Source organism: Burkholderia sp. Bp9099, assembly GCF_003857805.1.
In the GTDB taxonomy this organism is placed as follows: domain Bacteria; phylum Pseudomonadota; class Gammaproteobacteria; order Burkholderiales; family Burkholderiaceae; genus Burkholderia.
Genome location: NZ_QTPU01000029.1, coordinates 60,093 through 77,829, shown reverse-complemented (window position 1 = coordinate 77,829; position 17,737 = coordinate 60,093). Strand labels below are relative to the sequence as shown.

General features: G+C 64.0%; 16 protein-coding genes. 1 reads left to right on the top strand and 15 read right to left on the bottom strand.

The features are described 5' to 3' along the window. Positions 1-24 precede the first annotated feature (24 nt). The 8 genes from DIE17_RS29160 to rfbB form a co-directional block, all read right to left on the bottom strand. Entirely contained in the window at positions 25-1,407 is a 1,383-nt protein-coding gene (locus tag DIE17_RS29160) for an ABC transporter ATP-binding protein (protein WP_124921429.1), read from the bottom strand. A gap of 17 nt (positions 1,408-1,424) precedes the next feature. Beyond that, positions 1,425-2,237, bottom strand: a complete 813-nt coding sequence (locus tag DIE17_RS29155) for an ABC transporter permease (RefSeq protein WP_124529023.1) — start codon at positions 2,235-2,237, stop codon at positions 1,425-1,427. A 188-nt stretch (positions 2,238-2,425) separates the two neighbouring features. After that, positions 2,426-5,836, bottom strand: coding sequence for a glycosyltransferase (locus DIE17_RS29150; RefSeq protein ID WP_185500342.1), 3,411 nt, complete (start codon positions 5,834-5,836; stop codon positions 2,426-2,428). An 86-nt stretch (positions 5,837-5,922) separates the two neighbouring features. Beyond that, on the bottom strand, positions 5,923-6,618 hold the full coding sequence (locus tag DIE17_RS29145) for a hypothetical protein (RefSeq protein WP_124646482.1): 696 nt from the start codon (positions 6,616-6,618) through the stop codon (positions 5,923-5,925). 173 nt (positions 6,619-6,791) lie between these two features. Then, positions 6,792-7,691 (bottom strand): dTDP-4-dehydrorhamnose reductase, encoded by a 900-nt coding sequence (gene rfbD / locus DIE17_RS29140; protein ID WP_124529017.1) that lies wholly within the window; start codon positions 7,689-7,691, stop codon positions 6,792-6,794. After that, positions 7,684-8,235 carry a dTDP-4-dehydrorhamnose 3,5-epimerase gene (gene rfbC / locus DIE17_RS29135; protein ID WP_124529015.1) on the bottom strand — a complete coding sequence of 184 codons (552 nt, stop codon included), beginning with the start codon at positions 8,233-8,235 and terminating at the stop codon, positions 7,684-7,686. Before rfbC ends, rfbD begins: the two co-directional genes overlap by 8 nt. Then, positions 8,220-9,113 (bottom strand): glucose-1-phosphate thymidylyltransferase RfbA, encoded by an 894-nt coding sequence (gene rfbA, locus DIE17_RS29130; protein WP_124529013.1) that lies wholly within the window; start codon positions 9,111-9,113, stop codon positions 8,220-8,222. The genes rfbC and rfbA overlap by 16 nt, the downstream gene beginning before the upstream one ends. Before the next feature lie 11 nt (positions 9,114-9,124). Beyond that, positions 9,125-10,186: a dTDP-glucose 4,6-dehydratase gene (gene rfbB / locus DIE17_RS29125; protein ID WP_124573015.1), complete on the bottom strand. Its 1,062-nt coding sequence runs from the start codon at positions 10,184-10,186 to the stop codon at positions 9,125-9,127. A 342-nt stretch (positions 10,187-10,528) separates the two neighbouring features. On the opposite strand from rfbB, the gene DIE17_RS29120 reads away from it, so the two are divergent. After that, positions 10,529-11,368: a symmetrical bis(5'-nucleosyl)-tetraphosphatase gene (locus tag DIE17_RS29120; protein ID WP_124529009.1), complete on the top strand. Its 840-nt coding sequence runs from the start codon at positions 10,529-10,531 to the stop codon at positions 11,366-11,368. Between the two features lie 33 nt (positions 11,369-11,401). Here the strand turns inward: DIE17_RS29120 and DIE17_RS29115 are convergent, their stop codons facing one another. The 7 genes from DIE17_RS29115 to DIE17_RS29085 form a co-directional block, all read right to left on the bottom strand. Then, on the bottom strand, positions 11,402-12,259 hold the full coding sequence (locus DIE17_RS29115) for a lysophospholipid acyltransferase family protein (RefSeq protein ID WP_124488744.1): 858 nt from the start codon (positions 12,257-12,259) through the stop codon (positions 11,402-11,404). Positions 12,260-12,278: 19 nt separating this feature from the next. Then, entirely contained in the window at positions 12,279-13,565 is a 1,287-nt protein-coding gene (locus DIE17_RS29110; protein ID WP_124573017.1) for a dihydroorotase, read from the bottom strand. Positions 13,566-13,617: 52 nt separating this feature from the next. Continuing rightward, on the bottom strand, positions 13,618-14,649 hold the full coding sequence (locus tag DIE17_RS29105; protein ID WP_044846292.1) for an aspartate carbamoyltransferase catalytic subunit: 1,032 nt from the start codon (positions 14,647-14,649) through the stop codon (positions 13,618-13,620). A gap of 74 nt (positions 14,650-14,723) precedes the next feature. Further along, entirely contained in the window at positions 14,724-15,239 is a 516-nt protein-coding gene (pyrR, locus tag DIE17_RS29100; RefSeq protein WP_124573019.1) for a bifunctional pyr operon transcriptional regulator/uracil phosphoribosyltransferase PyrR, read from the bottom strand. Further along, complete coding sequence (gene ruvX, locus DIE17_RS29095) at positions 15,226-15,675, bottom strand: Holliday junction resolvase RuvX (protein ID WP_124488742.1); 450 nt, start codon at positions 15,673-15,675, stop codon at positions 15,226-15,228. The genes pyrR and ruvX overlap by 14 nt, the downstream gene beginning before the upstream one ends. Next, positions 15,672-16,250 carry a YqgE/AlgH family protein gene (locus DIE17_RS29090; RefSeq protein WP_044846295.1) on the bottom strand — a complete coding sequence of 193 codons (579 nt, stop codon included), beginning with the start codon at positions 16,248-16,250 and terminating at the stop codon, positions 15,672-15,674. Before DIE17_RS29090 ends, ruvX begins: the two co-directional genes overlap by 4 nt. 182 nt (positions 16,251-16,432) lie before the next feature. Next, positions 16,433-17,734: a hypothetical protein gene (locus DIE17_RS29085; protein ID WP_124573021.1), complete on the bottom strand. Its 1,302-nt coding sequence runs from the start codon at positions 17,732-17,734 to the stop codon at positions 16,433-16,435. Between the last annotated feature and the right edge of the window lie 3 nt (positions 17,735-17,737).

The following is a 17,737-nucleotide window of genomic DNA, read 5'->3' as shown; positions in this document are numbered from 1 at the left end:
TCCGACTGGCAACGACGCGATCGCTCAATCGAGCGAATGCATCGAAACATCGTAGTCCACGTGCACAACGCCCCACAAATCCCGCTTCACCATTTCGTCGGGGAATCGCACTGCGAACCGCGCGCCGCCTACGCAGTAATCAATCACGGTCGTGACGAGACTCTGCCCTCGATTTTCGGGATGCTCCGTGGTCACACCGACCCCCGCGATCAATCCATACTCGCCGGGACACAACGGGTTCGCGAAGGTGAATTCCATCATATGCTGGATATGCGGTGTCGCCTCCGACGGGGACACGTCCTGTACTGCGGAACTGAAATGCAGGATTTGTCGCCCCGATGAATCGGTGATGCCAAGCGCGAGGGAACTGCGCTCGGGAGGCGGCGATACCACGTGAAAGAAAACGCGAACGCGCATCTTCTTCTCGATGTCGATGGTGTCGCACTCATTGCCCTCCGGATCGATGACGCTGATATCGTCAATCCGGATCTCGCCGGTGCCGGTACGCAACGGCTCGACACGCGATGAAAATGCGCGCGTCCGGGCCTTGTCGGGGCGCACATGCGTACGCGTCGTCACCGGTTCGCCGGCCGTGGCTTGCGTATCCGCCGAGACGTCGTCATCATCGACTTCGGTGACGTCGATACCAGCTCGTACCATCCGGCTGAACACTTCACTCTGGTATGCGGCGCCGACCTGCTTCGAACTGCCGAGCAGTCGAACGCGCCCTTTCTCGAGCCAGAGGCCTCGATTGCAAAGTGCACGCACCGAATCCGCAGCATGCGTCACGTAGATGAACGTCGTCCCTTCATCAAGCATCGTGCGGATCTTGTGCAGGCACTTGTTCTGAAAGTATGCATCGCCGACGCTCAGCGCCTCGTCAACGATCAGAATGTCGGGTTGCACGTAGACTGCGCATGCAAACCCGAGCCGCACTGCCATCCCGCTGCTGTATGTCTTGACGGGATGATCGACTGCATCGCCCAGTTCACTGAACCTGATGATTTCCGGCTGAGCGGCAATGGCCTGCTCTTGCAGCATGCCATGCAGCATGCAGAACTGGACGATGTTTTCGCGTCCAGACAGTTCCGGATTAAACCCTGCGCCCAGTTCGAGAAGCGCCGATACGCGCCCGGAGACATTGACCAAACCGGTACTCGGATTGAGTACGCCGGCCAGGACCTTCAGGAGCGTACTCTTGCCGCTGCCGTTTTCCCCTACTACACCGAATCGGTCGCCTTTCTCAAGCGAGAATGAAACGTCGTCCAGCGCACGAGTTTCGCGAAAATATTGCCTCTTGCCCGCCGACATCAACTCGAGCAAGCGATGTCGCGGCGAAGAATACGAACGGTAGATCTTGCTGATATTGCTCAGCTCGATAACCTTGGAGCGATCTTGTGTCGACATGAACTAACTCTTGACCTTTAAAGGACGTCTGCGAAGCCAGGCTTCAGCTTGCGAAAAATATATGCACCGATCGCAACGGCACCCACCGCTACAACGATCAGAATTCCGACATATTCCCAATTGAACGGAATCCCGGGAAACACGGCTTGCCGAGATGTCTCCACCATGTAGTAGAACGGATTGAGCGTCATGACGATGTTGCGCATCCAGATCATGCGCGATGCCTCCACCATCGTCGCCGGATACAGGATCGGCGTGAGCCAAAAGATGATGTTCGTGCACAGCGGAACGATCGGCACCATGTCCGGGACATAGACCGAAATGGCCGAGATGCCATAGGCAAAGCCGATCGAAATCGCAAGCGAGAGAGCCCAGATAATGGGAAACATCCAGATCATGGCTCCCGGCACGACACCCTTAATGATCAACAGGCCGATTACGAAAACAAAAATGATGCCCTGACTGATCAGCGCCGACGTGAGTGGAATCAGCGGCAAGACCCAGACCGGAAACGCGATCTTGCTGATGAGATAGCTGTATTCCCGCAGGATGCCGGTGCTGCGCCCCGTCACTTCGGTGAATACTGTCCACAGCGAGAATGGCACGAAATAGAAAAGGGCAAACGGAATGTCACCGTATTGGGCCCCCATTCGTCCCCGCATCAGGATCGAGAACACGACCACGTTGATGAGGGAGTAAAGCAGCGGTACGCCGACGTTCCATGCCGTACCCGCGTACGAGCTGGCGTAGCGATTCTTCAGATCTCGCTTCGCAAGCATCCACGCCAACCTCAGTGAACTCCCGACGGAGTGATGTGCTTTGTCCTGCATCGGTTTTCGATACCCAATTAATTAGAGTCCCTTCGAAGGCGGACTCGAATGACACGCGCCTCGCGAACGTGTTGCGCGACGAACTCAGGCGCCTTTTAGCCCTTTTGCACGGGGCCGACGGAGATGGCGATCAACAGCGGTGACACGCGTCCCTTGCCCGGCTCCCGCTTGGCAAACTCATCATTTTATCAGCCACCTCGGCTGACAGACGACCGCTCGGCGACGAGCCCGCGGACAATCCCGCCGAGCCGCGCCGACATCTCGTCCCACGACCGGGCTTGGATCCACGCCGCCTGAGCACCGGCCTTGCTTCGCAGCAGCGAGGAATCGCCGAGCAGCGTAGCCAGATCAGCGGAAATCGCGCGCGCATCGGTGCCCGAGAACCGATGTACGAGGTCGCCGAGATCGTCAAAGATCGGTATCGGTGTGCAGGCCACCGGCCGATTGGCAGCCAGTCCGTACCGCACGGCACCGCTCGCCGATTCGGCCGTATCCTGATATGCAAACACGACGAGGTCGGCCGCATCCAGATACGCGAAGCTCTCGCGATCGGGCAGGAAGTCGGTAATCATCTGCACACGGCCTTCGAGATTGAGCGTCTTGATCAGATTGCTGCATCGTTCCGCCGTCAACTCCGAATCGCGAACCGGATACAGCGCGTTGACCATTAACAGACGCGCCTGCGGCAGCTCTTTTGACATCATCGAGAACGCTTCGATGATCTCCTCCAGGCCTTTGTGCGGAAGCAGGAATCCATACGTTGCAATTACCGGAGCATCGGCGGGAATGTTCAACGCCGTCCGGCACGCAAGCCGGTCGGACGACTCGCGTGCATGCACGCCATGCGGAAACAGCGTCGCGTTATCAACGAGGCCCAACATCCGCAGCCGATTCAGGTCGTCGATACTATGCACGAGCAAGCGGTCGGCACCACGCAGCGCGCCAGCGATTTCCGACAGCGATGCCTGATAGTCCGGCGTATCGACATCCTTCGTCGAGTGAAAGGTAATCACGATCGGAATGTCGTGTGCGTTCGCATACTCGACGATTCGAGACGTCGAAGGCATGCTGAAGAAGCCGAAGTTGTGCTGCAACATGATCGCGTCCGGCCGGCATCGATCGAGTTCTGCCAGCAAGTCGTCGATGCGGCCACGCTGATCCGTCCAGCAGCGCGTCACTCCCGGACCGTCCTCGATGACGACGGCGGGATCGCGCGAGGCGAGAATCCTGACATCGAACCATGCCGGATCGAGACCACCGACCAGGAATGATGAATAGGTCGCGATTCCGCATTTCGTGTTCCACGACGAAATCCATGCGAGCCGCATTCGCCGAGCGGACCCAGGCTCCAGACGCCGGACCGACGCTTCCAGCGCCATCAGTCGCTCGGCACAACGGTCCCACGTGAAACGCGACTCGAGCAATGCACGACCGCGCTCCGCCTTTTCGGCACGTGTTTCAGCCGTCGCTTCACGCACCGCTTTCAGTTGAGCGACAAGACTGTCGACGTTGGGTTCCGCCCAGACGGAGTCGAACAACCCAAGGTGCGTCTTGGCGCGCTCGAACGTAAAGTCGACAAGCCACGCGGTCTCGGCCGTACAGAAGTCGGCCTGGCCACCAAACGCCGTGGTGATAACGGGTAGACCGAACCACATCGCCTCGCCCATGGGCAACCCAAAACCCTCCCCGCGAGACGGCGCCACGAATGCGTGGCACCGTTGGTAAAGGTCCACGATCTCGCCAGCGTTCAGGTCTTCCTCGACGAGGACAATCTCCGGACAGTCGGGGTAGCGCCGGCGCAAAGCCTGGATCTGGGCAGAAACCTTATTGTGAGGATTGGGAAACGTCTTGATAGTCAGCGATACATCGTCGCGCGTGGTGAAGGCCTTCGCGAACGCGTCGAGCAACACGTCGACACTCTTGCGCGGAAAGCAGGATGATATGTGCAGAAAACGAAAGCCCTTTCCGAGCGGGCCGCGATATTCGAGCCGCTCGGCTCGGGCGACATGATCGACGCCATTGCCGACAGAAGCAATCAGCCCTGCATAGCCATTGTCTCGCATGACCTTTGCGACGAACGTCGATATCGCGGCCACTCCATCGAGATGCTCGTTGAATGCACCGACCCAGGCAGCAGGCAGTTCCGACTCTTCCCATGCGAAATGCAGGAAATTGTACAGTCCGTCCATGTCGTGAACGCGCGGCGGATAGAGGTCGCGGACCACAACGTCCGCACCACTGCGCTTGCTGCCACGCGCCGCGAGCTCGGGAAGCCCGCGGATCGCGCTGATTTTTCGAACGTCTGGCGCATAGTCGCCCGGCCCCTCAGTCGCAAACAAGCCGACTTCACCCGGATTTGCACGGTCCAGTGCGAAAGCCAGTTCTCGATTGGTCAGTGCGAGACTGTATGACGTCTCGAACGGCCCCTCGACTTGATAGCGTGGTGGACGCTCCCCATCGGTACGAGGGTACGTGTCGATCGGCTGCGGAATCTCGACACCGTGCTGGCGCAGGAACTGCTGCAACTGCTCCAGCAGCGCGGGACGCTCAAATTGTCGAACCCGCTTGCGCTGCTCGACAACTATCGCGCGACGCAGCGCGCGGTCTTCGGATACGGCGCGCAAAAGCGCGGCGACGGCTTGCGGGTGCTTGTCGTGAATGAGCAGCCCGGCGCCGCCAAGCGTCGACTCGATATTGCTACTCGCATACGCGATCACCGGTACGTCGAAAGTCATCGCCTCGATTAGCGGAACACCAAACCCCTCATGATCGCTGAGACACAGAAACGCACTTGCCGCCCGGTACCAGCCATAAAGATCCGCATCAGGAACCTTCCCCGCAAACCGAACGATCTCGCCCAATTCGAGCTCGTCGATCAGTTGCCGCAGTTCGAGATAGTAAGGCTCCTCTTCTCCGTACCCCCCGACAAACACGAACTGGAACGGCCGGGGCATCATTGCCCGCAGTTGGGCCGCTGCTTCGACGAGATCCCGATGCGCCTTGTTCGGCGAGATGCGGCCGACGAACAAGACCGTCATCACCTGTGACTGCTCCTGAACGAGCACATCGTTCCATTCTGCCGAGCGAATCTTTGCCGCATCGATCAGGAGCGGAATCGTCGTAACCTTTTCGTAGCCGCGTTCGGTCAGCTCTCGCGCATTGAGATCGGACACCGCGATTGCTGCCGCGAAGTGCTCACGAAACGCATCGAGTTGGGCACGGCCCTTGGCCGAATAATGTCTGAAAGGAGAACGCTCGTCGAAAAACGATTCGGGCGTAATGTTGTGATAGATCAGAATCGTCGTGCACGACAGATTCATGACCCACTCGTCCTGATCATGTCCCATCGAATGATGCAACAACATTACGTCTTCTTTGGACTCGGCGTACTCCCTGAAATAGCGGATACTGCCCGTCAGTTCCGGCGCGACGTGTTCGGCAAAGATATCGGATTCGAAACCCAGCTCGCGCAGCAGCGCCTGGATCATGAACATACTATTGGTCACGGCATCCGCAACGGCACTTCCGGAATGAAACTGATGGATGGCGCCCGTTCGCCGTGACTGCGCAGGGAATGACTTACCCTCGATGTCGGCCATGATTCCCGATACGGTGTTTGATGAACCCACTGCGCGTGTTACTCCGTTGTGCATGATGTAAGAACTGCTACCTGATTTCGTCGCAGTCAAGGCGCAGCCGTTCCGCTATCGCGGCCCGGCATGGTAGCGGCACAGATTTCGGCAAGGCGTCCGGCAAGCTTTCGGGAGTCGACGCCTCTCATGCTTGCGTCGAGAAAACCATCGATGGTGGCTCGATCACATTGCGGCGCCCGTGCGGCAACCAGTTCAGCGTAGTTCCGGCGAGACACGCTCCCTTCCTTCCAGCGTGTAACCGAGATGGACTGCGCCCCGGCAAAGCGAGGAGCCGCCAGCGGCGCAAGTCGCGCCCAAAGTCGCGGATGGCGATCGCGCACCCAAAACACCACCGCCCGCGCCAATGCGCTCCGGCGCGCTGCTTCGCGAAGCAGCGAGATGCTGCGCCGCTTCAATACCGACCACGATGGATCACGCGCGAACCGGATTGCAGATTTCGCGACATGCGCCACAACGCGAACCGGAGCGGTGATGCGCCAGGACGAACTGGACAGAACCGAACTCAGTTGGCGCTCTGCCGCATCTGCATGCGCCTGCGCTGCGGATGCCTGATAACTGTTCCGCCGCGCACGCATCGTTGCCTCACGAGCCAGCGCCCGCGCCTGGACAAGCTCGGCCTCGAGCTCCTCTATGCGAGTCTGCAGCACCGCGAGAGCATCGGCCGACTGAGCAGGCTCGCCGGAAGCAAAATTTTGTGACGTTGAGTCCATCGCTACAGCACCATTCATTGAATCGATTCGCCGGGCATTGTCTCCCATCGACAATGCCGACGCATCCGACCTCGAGACATCCGCACGCAATTGCGGCGCACTCGCCGGCGGACCGACAGGGCAACGCACACGGAGCCGATTAGTTTATCGCAACGGTCGCTTTGCCCAACCGCAACCAGATCGCCATCCATTCAGGAATCCAGACATAGTCGGAGCGCCTCATTCCATGCCGGCATCCGTATGCCGAACGTACCGGCCAGTTTCGCCCCGGACATGCGCGAGTTTGCGGGGCGCCGCGCCGGCGTCGGGTATTCGCTCGCGGCGATCGGCAACACTCGCGGCGCCTTGTCGCCCAGCGCCAGTCGGAAAATTTCCTGCGCAAAGCCATGCCATGATGTCTCCCCGCCGGCAGCAAGATGATAGACACCCGATTGTGGCGCTCGAACGTTACCGGCATTCGGTGCCAGGCACTGCGCCAGAATATGTGCGGTTGCAGCGGCAATCGAATTCGACCAGGTCGGCGCCCCGAGTTGATCGACCACAACCCGCAGTTCGGATCGCTCGGCAGCAAGCTTGAGCATCGTGAGCAGGAAGTTCTTGCCTCGACGCCCGTAGACCCAACTCGTACGCAATATCAAGTGATCGCAACCCGTCGCTGCAATGGCCCGCTCGCCGTCAAGCTTGGTCAGGCCGTACACATTCTGCGGATTGGTCTCGTCCGTTTCGACATAGACCCCTTCCTTCGTGCCGTCGAACACATAGTCGGTCGAGTAATGAACGAGCAACGCGTTGAGCCGCAACGCTTCCTGCGCAAGCACGCGCGGCACATCGGTATTCAGGCGCCGTGCGGCATCGATGGCCGTTTCGGCCTGGTCCACGGCGGTATAAGCCGCAGGATTCACGATGACCGCCGGCTTCAGGTCACGCACCACGGCCCGCACCTGATCCAGATCCGACAAATCGAGCATCGTCCGGTCGCACGCCACCACATGGCCGAGCCCCTGCAGCGTACGCAATAGTTCGAATCCCACTTGCCCGTTGACACCCGTCACGAGAATGGTCGGGGCAGGACGCATGTGGCCCTCACGCATAGACTTCGGCCTCGCTCAGACATTTGCCCGCCGCATCTTTCGCTGCCAGTAGCGGCTCGCCATCGATGGGCCACTCGATGCCGATCTCCGCATCGTTCCATACAATGCAGCGCTCGTGCTCGGCGAACCAGTAATCAGTCGTCTTGTAAAGGAACTGCGCTGCCGCCGATAGCACAACGAAGCCGTGCGCGAAGCCGGGCGGCACCCAAAGCTGGCGATGGTTGTCCGCCGACAGCATCACGCCAACCCACTTGCCGAAGTTCGACGAACTGCGCCGGATATCGACCGCGACATCGAATACCTTACCTTCCACCACACGCACAAGCTTCCCTTGCGCGTGCTCGATCTGATAGTGAAGCCCGCGCAACACGCCCTTCGTCGAACGCGAATGATTGTCTTGAACGAACTCGATGCGTGGCCCGATCTGCTCCGCGAATTCGCGCTCGTTGAAGCTCTCGTAGAAATACCCTCGCGCGTCGCCGAACACCTTCGGTTCGATGATCTTGACTTCGGGCAGCGCCGTTGCCGTTACCTGGATAGCCATGCGACCTGATTCGTGAGAAGGTTCCTGAGGTACTGCCCGTAAGCGTTCTTCGACAGCGGTTGCGCCAGCTTCAGCACCTGCTCCGCGTCGATCCAGTGCCTGCGGTACGCAATCTCTTCAGGGCATGCAACGACCAGTCCCTGCCGCTTCTGCAATGTCGCGATGAAGCTTGCCGCTTCGATCAGCGAATCGTGGGTACCCGTGTCGAGCCATGCGTAACCGCGCCCCATGATTTCGACGTTCAGCGCACCATCCGCGAGATATCGCGAGTTGATGTCGGTAATTTCCAGCTCGCCGCGCGCCGACGGCTTGATGTCGGCGGCGATGTCGCACACGCGGTTGTCGTAGAAATACAGCCCCGTGACCGCGTAGTTCGAACGCGGTTTCGCGGGCTTCTCCTCGATCGACAATGCACGGAACGACGCATCGAATTCGACGACGCCATAACGCTCGGGATCGTGCACGTGGTAGGCAAACACCGTAGCCCCGGCCTCGGCCGCATATGCGCGCTCGAGTTGCTTCGCGAGATCGTGCCCGTAAAAGATGTTGTCGCCGAGGATGAGCGCCGAAGGATCGTTACCGACGAAATCCCGGCCGATGATGAAAGCCTGCGCAAGGCCGTCCGGTGACGGCTGCACCGCATACTGGATGTTCATCCCCCACTGGCTGCCGTCGCCGAGCATGGCTTCGAAGCGCGGCGTATCCTGCGGGGTCGAGATGATCAGCACATCGCGGATGCCCGCGACCATCAGTGTCGAAAGCGGGTAGTAAATCATCGGCTTGTCGTACACCGGCAGGAGCTGCTTCGATACGACGTGCGTGACCGGATACAGTCGCGTGCCGGAACCGCCGGCGAGAATGATGCCCTTGCGCGCCATGTCCGTTCCCCTTACGCGCGTTCCGCGTAGTTGGTTTCAACCCACTTGAGGTATTCGCCCGAGGCCACCTCGTCGACCCATACCTGGTTGTCGAGATACCAGCGCACCGTCTTCGCGAGACCGGTCTCGAACGTCTCGGCGGGCTTCCAGCCGAGATCGCGCTCGAGCTTGCGCGCATCGATCGCATAACGACGATCATGGCCGGGACGGTCCGTCACGTAGGTGATCTGATCACGGTACGAACCGGTTGCCTTCGGACGCGCCTGATCGAGCAAATCGCACAGCGTATGCACGACCTCGAGGTTCTTCTTCTCGTTCCAGCCGCCGACGTTGTACGTCTCGCCGGGCTCGCCGCGCGCGAGCACTTCACGAATCGCGCTGCAGTGGTCGCCGACATACAGCCAGTCGCGCACGTTCTGCCCGTCGCCGTAGACGGGCAGCGGCTTGCCGGCGAGCGCATTGGCAATCATCAGCGGAATGAGTTTCTCGGGGAACTGGTACGGGCCGTAATTGTTCGAGCAGTTCGTGGTGAGCGTGGGCAGGCCGTACGTATGATGATAGGCGCGCACAAGATGATCGGAGCCGGCCTTGGTCGCCGAATAAGGACTGTTCGGCGCATACGGCGTGGTTTCCGAGAACTGCGGATCAGTCGCCGACAACGAGCCGAACACTTCATCCGTCGATACGTGCAGAAAACGAAAGGCCAATTTGTCCGCTTCGCCGAGGCCGTTCCAGTATGTCCGTGCGGCTTCGAGCAGCGTGAACGTGCCCACCACATTGGTCTGAACAAAATCCGCCGGCCCGTGAATCGAGCGATCGACGTGGCTTTCCGCAGCGAAATGCAGGACTGCGCGAGGCTTGTGGTGCGCGAACAGCGCATCGAGTGCTGCCCGGTCGCAAATATCGGCCCGTACGAACACGTGTTCCGGGTTCCCGTCCAGCGACTGCAGCGTGCGACGATTGCCGGCGTAGGTCAACTTGTCGACATTGAGCACGGCCTCGTCGGATTGACGCAGCCAGTCGAGTACAAAATTGGCGCCGATAAAACCCGCGCCCCCCGTCACCAGGATCATGAGGCTCCCTCTAGTCATACACGGCAGGCCTCAAGTACGAGCCGCCATCATTTCGAACAGCGACGGCATCGATGTACGCGTCGCTCAAGGCGGGAATTCTAACTTCTCACCGTGACCGTCAAAGTCATGAAATGCTAATTCTGTCGAGGAAGCCGCAATTATAGGAAGCAAGCCTCCGCAAAAGCCACGCTGCTAACAACTTGAAACAGTGGTCCGCATCGGCAGAACGCATGAAATTATGTTTTAAATCAATACGTTAAACTGGCACAATATTGTGCATGGGCGCGCTTCCGCAGTGCGCCTTTTCCCATCCAGTGTCAAGACCTGTAACAACTGCCTCTCATGACCCGCCCCCCCATCGCCATCGGCGACATCCAAGGCTGTCATTCAGCTTTCCAGTCGCTGTCCGAAAAGCTTTCAGCCCCCGCCGACACCCCGCTATGGATCGCCGGCGACATCGTCAACCGCGGCCCCGACTCCCTCGCCGCGCTGCGCGCGCTGGTCGACCTCGGCCCGCGCGCGACCGTCGTGCTCGGCAACCACGACCTCCATCTGCTCGCGGTGTCAGCCGGCATCCGCACCGAACGCCCGGGCGACACGATCGGCGAAATCCTCGACGCACCCGACGCCGACGCGCTGCTGGACTGGGTCCGCCACCGCCCGTTCGCGCACTTCGAAAACGACATGCTGCTCGTGCACGCGGGCGTACTGCCGCAATGGGACACATCGCTCGCGCTCGAACTCGCGGACGAACTCCAGCGCGCACTGCGCGCCCCCGACTGGCGCGACACGCTTCAAGGCCTGTACGGCAACGAACCGAATCAATGGAGTCCGAACCTGAAAAAACGCGACCGGATGCGCGTCGCGTTCAACGCGTTCACGCGCTTGCGGTTCTGCACGCCCGATGGCGCGATGGAGTTCAAGGCGAACGGCGGCCCCGACAGCGCGCCACCGGGCTACCTGCCGTGGTTCGACGTACCGGCGCGCCGCACCGAAAACGTAACGGTCGTGTTCGGGCACTGGGCCGCGCTCGGCCTGATGCTGCGCGACAACGTCGTCGCGCTCGATTCGGGGTGCGTATGGGGAAATCAGCTGTCGGCCGTGCGACTGACGGCCGACCCGGCACAGCGTACGGTCACGCAGGTGCAGTGCGACGCGTGCCGCACGCCGGGCGGCGAATGACCCGCACGCGCGGCGTGCGGGCGGAATGAAGCATCACCCCTCCCGCCCCGGCACCGGCTCCTCGGCCGCCGCCTCACCCGCCGCACCGCCACCGAGCTCGGTCGCCGGATATGCATGCTTCTGCAGCTCCGCGAGCGACTCGGCCGACGGCTTGCCGACCTTCTCCTGCAACGTCGCCAGCGCGGCGGCGATCGCATCGCGGGCCGCCGCCGACGTCGTGCGCCGATCACCGCCCGGCGCGATTGGCTCGCACACGTAGAGATGCGCGACGAGCGGGCCGCCGCGCAGCACCATGTCGAGCGACGTCCCGAGCGACAGTTCGCCCGTATAGGCCGGCGCGACCGACTGCCGCCGCTGCGCGTCCTCGTACATGAGGCAGATCGGCTGCACCGCGCAGCCGGCCGACACCGCGGCCTGAAACAGGTTCGCGTGGAACGGCAGCAGCGCCTGCCCGTCCGACGTCGTGCCCTCCGGAAACACACACATCACACCGCCGTTGCGCAACCGGTCGGCCATCTCGTGCATGACCCGCATCGCCTCGGTGCGCTTCTCGCGCTGCAGGAACACGGTGTCGAGCTTCTCCGCCAGCCAGCCGACCACCGGCCATTGCCGCACCTCGGCCTTCGACACGAACGGCGTCGGCCGCCACGCGTTGACGGTGTAGATGTCCAGCCACGACACGTGGTTGCCGACGACGAGCGCCCCCGCGTCGAGACGCGCCCCGTCGTTGTGGACGACGAGGCGCATCCCGCAGATCCGCAGCAGCTTGAGCGACCAGCGGCGCGTGAGTTCGAGGCGCCGCGCGGGGCCGACATGCGAAAAGCGCAGCGCGACGATCGCCATACCGCGCAGCAGGTGAAAGACGAGACGCAGCTTGCGAAGAGCGGTCATGGCGAAGATCCGGCTGGGTTCAGTGACGCTCGAACGCGACCTGCCCCGCCACGAGCGTCGCACGCACGCAGGCCGGCAGTTCGTAGCCGAGGAACGGCGAGTTGTGGCCCTGGCTCTTCAGCACGCGCGGCTCGACGCGCCAGTGCGCGCGCGGGTCGAACACGCACAGGTCGGCCGCGCCGCCTTCGGCCAGGCGGCCTGCCGGCAACTGCAGCACGTCGGCCGGCGCGGCCGTGATGCGGCGCAGCGCCTGCGCGAGCGGCGTGTTCGTTTCATCGGCCCACTTCACCGTGAGCGACAGCAGCAGTTCGAGCCCCGTCGCGCCCGGCGTCGCTTCGGCGAACGGCAGCAGCTTCTCGTCGTCGTCTACCGGCGTGTGATCGGAACAGATCGCATCGATCGTGCCGTCGGCGAGCGCCGCGCGGATCGCTTCGCGATCGCGCTCGCCGCGCAGCGGCGGATCGAGCCGGAACTGCGAATCGAAGTAGCCGATGTCGACGTCGATCAGGTGCAGGTGGTTCACGCCGACGTCGCACGTCACGGGCAGCCCCTCGGCCTTCGCCGCGCGCACGAGCGCAAGGCCGGCCGCGGACGACAGGCGCGCAAGGTGCACGCGCGCGCCCGTCACGCGCATCAGTTCGAAGATCGTGTGCAGCGCGATCGTCTCTGCCGCGACCGGCACGCCGGACAGCCCGAGCCGCGACGCGAGCGCGCCGCTCGCGGCGACGCCGCCGCGGCCGATGAACGCGTCGAGCGGCCGCAGCCACGTCGTGTAGCCGTAGGTGCTCGCGTATTGCAGCGCGCGCAGCAGCACCTGCGTGTCGCGCACCGGCACGTTCGCATGCGTGAAGCCGACGCAGCCCGATTCGGTCAGCGCGACCATCTCGGTGATCACTTCGCCCTTGAGGCCGACGGTGAGCGCGCCGAGCGGATGGACGTTCGCCTGGCGCAGGTTGCGGGCACGGAACTTGAGCATCTCGACGAGGCCCGGCTCGTCGAGCACGGGGTCGGTGTCCGGCGGGCACACGAGGGTCGTCACGCCGCCCGCGACGGCCGCGGCCATCTCGGACGCGAGCGTCGCCTTGTGCTCGTAGCCGGGCTCGCGCAGCCGCGCGCACAGGTCGACGAGACCGGGCGCGACGATCAGGCCCGACGCGTCGATCGTCTTGTCCGCGTCGAAACCGGCCGGCGCCGTACCTGCTGCCGCGAGCGCGGCGATCTTGCCGTCCGCGACGAATACGTCGGCCTGCCGCTCGGTGCCGGCGACCGGGTCGATCAGCGTGCCGCCTTTGATATGAATCTTCATGCGCTGTCTGTAAATGCGTTGATTGCGTGAATAAGGATGCGCGAAAGCGGGCTCAGTCGCTGTTGCCGGCGACGATGCCCATCACCGCCATCCGCACGGCGATACCGAACGTGACCTGGTTGAGGATCACCGACTGCGGGCCGTCGGCGACCTGCGAGTCGATCTCGACGCCGCGGTTCATCGGGCCCGGGTGCATCACGATCGCGTCGGGTGCGGCGAGCGCGAGGCGCTCGGGCGTCAGGCCCCACGTCTTGAAATATTCCTGCGCGGACGGCAGCAGCGCGCCGCTCATCCGCTCGTTCTGCAGGCGCAGCATGATGATCACGTCGACGCCCTTCAGGCCTTCGTCGAGGTTGTGGAACACCTTCACGCCCATCTGCTCGAGGCCGCCCGGCAGCAGCGTGCGCGGGCCGATCGCGCGCACTTCCGGCACGCCGAGCGTGGTGAGTGCGTGGATGTCCGAGCGCGCGACGCGCGAATGCAGGATGTCGCCGACGATCGCCACGCGCAGCTTCGTGAAGTCGCGCTTGTAGTGACGGATCGTGTACATGTCGAGCAGGCCCTGCGTCGGGTGCGCGTGCCGGCCGTCGCCCGCGTTGATCACGTGCACGTGCGGCGCGCAGTGCTCGGCGATCAGGTACGGCGCGCCGCTCGACGCATGGCGCACGACGAACAGGTCGGCATGCATCGCCGACAGGTTGTTGATCGTGTCGAGCAGCGACTCGCCCTTGCTCGTCGACGACGCGTTGATGTTCAGGTTCAGCACGTCGGCCGACAGGCGCGTCGCGGCGATCTCGAAGGTCGTGCGCGTGCGCGTCGAGTTCTCGAAGAACAGGTTGAATACCGACTTGCCGCGCAGGAGCGGCACCTTCTTCACCTCGCGGTCCGTCACGCTGACGAACTGCTCGGCCGTGTCGAGGATGTGGTTGACGATCGAGCGCGGCAGGCCCTCGATCGACAGCAGGTGTTTCAACTCGCCGTTTTTCGTGAGCTGCGGGTTGCCCTTCAGGAAACCGTAGCGGAACCGCTCGGGGCTCGCGGCCGCGGCGGGATTGCCGGTGCGGCCAGTGGTGTCGGTGGTCATGGTGTGCGTGATTCCAACTATGCAAACGGGCCGCGGTACGAACCGGCGGCCCGGGATACGGTTGCGCGGTTCGCTCAGGCGCCGTGGGCCTCGATGCGCAGCGTGAGCTGCGCGGCTTCGTCGCGCGCGAGCACGAGCGTCGCATCGGCCGGCACGTCGAGGGTGCCGCCCGCGAAACGCGCGGCGACCGGCAGTTCGCGGCCGCCGCGATCGGCGAGCACCGCAAGCTCGACCGCGGCCGGACGGCCGTAGTCGAACAGTTCGTTGAGCGCGGCGCGCACGGTGCGGCCGGTGTACAGCACGTCGTCGACGAGCACGATGCGCGCGCCGTCGACCTCGAACGGCAGCGACGTGGGGCTCGCCTGGCTGTGCAGCCCCTTCTTCGCGTAGTCGTCGCGATGCAGCGCGACGTTCACGACGCCGAATCCCGGCGCGCCGAGATCGCGCGCGAGGCGCTCGGCGAGCCAGGCGCCGCCGCTGTGAATGCCGGCGAGCCGCGGGCCGCCCGGCTCGGCGAAGGCCGTGCCGTATGCGTCGCGGATCTGGTCGAGCAGGACGCAGTAGAGCGCGTCGGCATCAATGGTGCTCATGGTCGGACAATTGATCGAGATACTGTTGAAGGATCACGCGCGCGGCCTCGGCATCGAGTATCTCGGCGCGTGCGCGCCCGCGCACGTTGCGCTCGCGCAGCCCGGCCTCGGCCTCGACCGACGAATAGCGTTCGTCGACCCACGTGACGGGCAGCCCGAAGCGGCCGTTCAGCTGGTTGCCGAAACGCTTCGCCTGCTGCGTCATGTCGTGCGGCGTGCCGTCCGGATGCATCGGCAGGCCGACGACGAGCGCGTCCGGCCGCCATTCGGCCAGCAGTTCGCCGACCGCCTTGAAGCGGTGCTCGCGGTTCAGGTTGGGAATCACGACGAGGGCGCGGGCCGAGCGCGTCAGCGCATTGCCGATCGCGACGCCGATCCGCTTCTCGCCGTAATCGAACGCCAGGAGCGTCGCATCGCGCGCGCTCGCGCCGCTCATGCGTGCCCTGCTTCGCCGGACAGCATCGACGAGCTGACGCCGAGCAGGCCAAGTGCGGCTTCGAAACGCTCCTCGGCCGGCGTGTCGAACACGATGCGCGGATCGGCGGCGACCGTCAGCCAGCCGTTGCGGGAAATTTCTTCCTCGAGCTGCCCGGCGCCCCACCCGGCATGGCCGAGCGTCAGCAGGAAGCGCTTCGGGCCGGTGCCCGTCGCGACCGCCTCGAGCACGTCCTTCGACGTCGTCATCTCGAGCCCGCCCTCGACCGACATGGACGAGTTGTAGTTCGCGCCCTCGACCGGCTCGTGCAGCACGAAGCCGCGCTCGGTCTGGACCGGGCCGCCGAAGTACACGGGAATGTGCAGCAGCGGCTCGATGTCGAGCTTCAGGTCGATGCGGCTGAACAGCGATTCGAGGTCGATGTCGGTGGGCCGATTGATGACGAGGCCGAGCGCACCGCGCTCGCTGTGATCGCAAAGATAGACCACCGTTCCTGAAAACGTCGGATCCGCCATGTTCGGCATGGCGATCAGGAACTGGTTGGTGAGATTGATGCGATCGGAAGGCTTTGACATGGTTTGAATTTTAGCAAAGACGCCGCGGCCTGACCGGGCCGCGATCAACAAGCAACGCCGCACGACGCTGGCAACGACGCGCGCGGATCACATGGCACTCTAACACGCGCGCGGGCGCTGTCGGCAGCGTGTTGCCGGCCCGCGTGGCAAGGGCTGCCGCCGCGGTCGCGCCCCGTTGCGCGTCAGCTCGGGGCAAGCGCCGCGCCGAGCGCCTCGGACGCCGCGGTCAGGTCCGGCGGCGCCACCCCCGCGGCGATCTTCAGCAGCGCGCCGCGCAGCAGGTCGGATGCCCGGCCGTGCGCGTCGAGCCCGCCGTCGGCGAGCGGCAGGCCGTGTGCGGCACGGCGCCACGCGAGCCCGAGCGTGTCGGCCAGCAGCGCCGCGTGACCGAGCCCGAGCGCGCATGCGGCCGTACCGACCCGGTAGGCGGCCGCGGACGCGCGCCATGCGGCCCCCGCATCGGCCGTGGCCGCATCGACGGCCAGATCGGCCATCGACGCGTCGGCCGTCTGCAGGAAATCCTCATACGCGTGCGCGTTGACGGTCACGACGCCGAGCATGCGGGTGGGCGCCGCCGCGACCGCCTCATGCTCGGCCTGCGCCGCGCCGGCTTCCCACAGCGCCTCGGACGCGGGCGTGCCGGCGACGTGCCAGTCCACGGTCAGCCCATAGTCGTGCAGCACGTCGACGAGCGCGACGTCTTCCGCGGCCGCGCCGAACAGCGCGAAATCGCGCCACAGCAACGCAACCGTCTCGCGCACGAGCGCCGGCGGCGCGCGGCGCCTGCCCTGCGCGTGCTCGCCGAGCAGCAGGTTGGTCCGTGCGAGGAAACGCTTCAGTTCGGGCGCGGCGCTCGCGCGCAGCGCGCGCAGGCACGCGGCGGCGAGCCGCCAGAAGTCGTACGGCGCGTCGTCGGCCAGCGCGGTCAGGGTCGTGTCGAGCTCGTCGAGCGCCGCGTCCGGCGTGCCGTGCGGCGCGCGCAGCACGCCGAGCAGCGCCTGCTCGTAACGGGCCCGCGCGCGGCTCGCGAATGCGTCGGGCAACGCGCGCAGCGTCGCCGGCGGCGTCGCGCGCCCGACGAGTGCCAGCGTGTCGAGCGGCACGCTCGCGTGCAGGTCGGCCGAGCTTTGCGCACGCAGCGCACGGAAATGGTCGAACAGGACGGGCGAGCAGGCCAGCTCGCGAAGATTGTGGCGCCCGACCGCCGCGCTGAAATCGCGCAACGCGAGGCGCCAGGCGGCGCAAGCCGGTTCGGCGGCGACCAGCGGCGCCGCGGCGGCGAGTTGCCCCGCGAATCGGGCAGCCGGCAGCCAGCCGGCCTCCGCCAGCACGGCGGCAGCGGCCGACAGCGGCGCGGCCGCGTCGTCGCGACGCTCGAATGCGTCGGCGGCCGCCGCGAGCCACGCGTCGGCCGCGCGCACGGCCCCGCCGCGCGGGTTGGGTAATGCGTCAGGGTGGGGAACGTTCGCCGGATCGGCCGTCATGGA

Excerpts from the sequence above, each read along its gene's own strand:
- DIE17_RS29160 (WP_124921429.1), bottom strand. The coding sequence starts at position 1,407 with ATGTCGACACAAGATCGCTCCAAGGTTATCGAGCTGAGCAATATCAGC.
- DIE17_RS29155 (WP_124529023.1), bottom strand. The coding sequence starts at position 2,237 with ATGCAGGACAAAGCACATCACTCCGTCGGGAGTTCACTGAGGTTGGCG.
- DIE17_RS29150 (WP_185500342.1), bottom strand. The coding sequence starts at position 5,836 with ATGGCCGACATCGAGGGTAAGTCATTCCCTGCGCAGTCACGGCGAACG.
- DIE17_RS29145 (WP_124646482.1), bottom strand. The coding sequence starts at position 6,618 with ATGAATGGTGCTGTAGCGATGGACTCAACGTCACAAAATTTTGCTTCC.
- rfbD (WP_124529017.1), bottom strand. The coding sequence starts at position 7,691 with ATGCGTGAGGGCCACATGCGTCCTGCCCCGACCATTCTCGTGACGGGT.
- rfbC (WP_124529015.1), bottom strand. The coding sequence starts at position 8,235 with ATGGCTATCCAGGTAACGGCAACGGCGCTGCCCGAAGTCAAGATCATC.
- rfbA (WP_124529013.1), bottom strand. The coding sequence starts at position 9,113 with ATGGCGCGCAAGGGCATCATTCTCGCCGGCGGTTCCGGCACGCGACTG.
- rfbB (WP_124573015.1), bottom strand. The coding sequence starts at position 10,186 with ATGATCCTGGTGACGGGGGGCGCGGGTTTTATCGGCGCCAATTTTGTA.
- DIE17_RS29120 (WP_124529009.1), top strand. The coding sequence starts at position 10,529 with ATGACCCGCCCCCCCATCGCCATCGGCGACATCCAAGGCTGTCATTCA.
- DIE17_RS29115 (WP_124488744.1), bottom strand. The coding sequence starts at position 12,259 with ATGACCGCTCTTCGCAAGCTGCGTCTCGTCTTTCACCTGCTGCGCGGT.
- DIE17_RS29110 (WP_124573017.1), bottom strand. The coding sequence starts at position 13,565 with ATGAAGATTCATATCAAAGGCGGCACGCTGATCGACCCGGTCGCCGGC.
- DIE17_RS29105 (WP_044846292.1), bottom strand. The coding sequence starts at position 14,649 with ATGACCACCGACACCACTGGCCGCACCGGCAATCCCGCCGCGGCCGCG.
- pyrR (WP_124573019.1), bottom strand. The coding sequence starts at position 15,239 with ATGAGCACCATTGATGCCGACGCGCTCTACTGCGTCCTGCTCGACCAG.
- ruvX (WP_124488742.1), bottom strand. The coding sequence starts at position 15,675 with ATGAGCGGCGCGAGCGCGCGCGATGCGACGCTCCTGGCGTTCGATTAC.
- DIE17_RS29090 (WP_044846295.1), bottom strand. The coding sequence starts at position 16,250 with ATGTCAAAGCCTTCCGATCGCATCAATCTCACCAACCAGTTCCTGATC.
- DIE17_RS29085 (WP_124573021.1), bottom strand. The coding sequence starts at position 17,734 with ATGACGGCCGATCCGGCGAACGTTCCCCACCCTGACGCATTACCCAAC.